Source organism: Micromonospora maritima, from assembly GCF_902825405.1.
In the GTDB taxonomy this organism is placed as follows: Bacteria; Actinomycetota; Actinomycetes; order Mycobacteriales; family Micromonosporaceae; genus Micromonospora; species Micromonospora maritima.
Genome location: NZ_CADEAU010000710.1, coordinates 1 through 2,217, shown reverse-complemented (window position 1 = coordinate 2,217; position 2,217 = coordinate 1). Strand labels below are relative to the sequence as shown.

General features: G+C 75.5%; 2 protein-coding genes. One reads left to right on the top strand and one right to left on the bottom strand.

Going from position 1 to position 2,217, the window contains the following annotated elements; genetic code table 11:
• Positions 1-890: adenylate/guanylate cyclase domain-containing protein (locus HUW36_RS31375; RefSeq protein ID WP_174531386.1), on the bottom strand; the 890-nt coding region annotated here is incomplete at its 3' end.
• Between the two features lie 189 nt (positions 891-1,079).
• On the opposite strand from HUW36_RS31375, the gene HUW36_RS31370 reads away from it, so the two are divergent.
• On the top strand, positions 1,080-2,217 hold a 1,138-nt coding region (locus tag HUW36_RS31370; protein WP_174531385.1), incomplete at its 3' end, for an ATP-binding protein.

Sequence of the window (2,217 nt, the reverse complement as noted above, 5' to 3'; positions counted from 1 at the left end):
GGCGTGAGCAGCGCGCGGACCAGGTCGGCCAGCGGCGCCAGCTCCCCGTCCGGGTAGGGCGGGCAGTGCGCCACGCACCAGCGCACCTCGGCGCCGTCCACCCGCGACACGGCACGGGTCAGCTCGTGCAGCAGCCGGCTGCGCCCGCTGCCCGGCGGACCGACCAGGGAGACCCACCGGGGACGCCGCTCCCGCAGCGCCCGGACGACCTCGTCGGCCGCGTCGGCCAGCTCGCGCCGGCGGCCCATCAGGGGACCGTGGTGCCGCGCCGGCCGGTGCCGGGACACCCCGGTCACCCGCCAGACGTCGAGCGGCTCGGCCTTGCCGGCCATCGTCATCGTCGCCAGTGGACGCTGCTCCACCAGGCCGGCGACCGCGCGTCGGGTGGTCGGGCAGACCACGACGCCGCCGGGCGGGGCGTACTCCTGCAGTCGGGCGGCGGTGGTGATCACCGCCCCGCTGGCCGCCCCGTGGCCGCCGTCGTGCGCGCCGGTCAGGTCGACGAGCACCTCACCGGTCGCCACACCGACGCGGACCCGCAGCCGGGTGTCGCCCGCCGGCCGCCGGTCCAGCGCGGCCTGGATCTCCAACCCGGCCCGCACCGCCCGGTACGCGTCGAAGCCGTCGCAGCCGTGCGCGCCGAACAGCGCCATCACCGCGTCCCCGACGTACTTCTCCACCACGCCCCGCCACCGGCGCAGCACCCCGGACACGGTGCCGAAGTAGGCCCGTTGCAACGTCCGCACGTCCTCCGGGTCGAGTCGCTCCACCAGACCGGTCGAGCCGACGATGTCGACGAAGAGGACGGTGACGGTGCGGCGTTCCTCCGGCACCGGCCAGCGTGCGGCGCTGACGGCTTCCCGACTCCCCACGGGCGTGGTGATCAACATCGCACCCACCCTTTCCCTGGTCCGGTGCCTGACGACCACCGGAGACTTTCACCACCGGGTCCTCGGGGGATCGGTAGGACGACGTATGTCGACCACCCGCAACCGTTAGTCGTGTAGTCGACGCGAGGAGTACGAGTGCGGCCGTAAGCCCGTAGAACGGTGCGGGGACCTGTGACTAGGCTGCGTCCCATGGCCAGCGATGTGGACACCGCACCGCTCGTCGGCCGTGTCGGGACCATGGCGACGCTGCGGTCGGCGCTGCTCGACGACGTCGCTCCCGGCCAGACGGCCGCGGTGTTCCTCACCGGCGAGAGCGGCGTGGGCAAGACCCGGCTGCTGACCGAGGTCGGCGAGCGGCTGCGGCAGGCGGGCGCCCTGGTGCTCACCGGCACCTGTCTGGACATCGGCGACGCCTCGCCGTTGCACCCGGTGCGCCAGGCGTTGCGCCGGATCGACACCGACGTGGCCGAGGCGCGCACCACCTCGGCGGTCCGCGGGCTGTTGCAGGTCTTCGACGAGGAGACCCCCGGCCCGGACGGCGCCGGCGCGCTGCTGGAGCGGGTCACGCAGGGCCTGCACCTGGTGGCCGGCGGCCGGCCGCTGGTGCTCGTCCTGGACGACCTGCAGTGGGTCGACCGGAGCACCCGCCAGCTCCTGCTCTACCTGCTCGCCGGCCTGGGCGACCTGCAACTGTCCGTGCTGGCCGCGATCCGGGCCGAGTCGCTGCGCGGCGCGCACCCGCTGCGCCGGGTGCTGACCGAGCTGCGCCGGTTGCGGTCGGTGCGGGTGATCGACCTGCTGCCGCTGGACCGCGCCGGCACCGACGAGCTGGCCGCCGCGGTCGTCGGCGCGCCCCTGCCCCCCGAGGCGGCCGACCAGCTGTGGCAGCGCAGCGGCGGCAACCCGTTCGTGGTGGAGGAGTTGGCCCGCGACCGGCGTGACGGCCGCGACGGGCTCTCCGACACGCTGCGCGAGGTCTTCCTGGACCGGGTCGACGCGCTGCCCCAGCCGGCGCACGCCGTGGTGCACGCGGTCGCCGCCGGGGTGGAGCCGGTCGAACACTGGCTGCTGGCCCAGGTGGTCAAGTTGCCGGAGGACGAGCTGCTCGACGCGGTCCGCGAGGCGGTGGCGCACCGGCTTCTGGTCGGCGCCGACGACGGCTACCGGCTGCGGCACCGGCTGGTCGCCGAGATCCTCGCCCACGAGCTGCTGCCCGCCGAGCGGGCCGCGCTGCACCGCCGCTACGCCGAGGCGCTCACCGCCGTCCCCGCCGAGCTGCACCAGGCCCGGCTGGCCCACCACTGGCGCCAGGCCGGCGAGCCGGCCC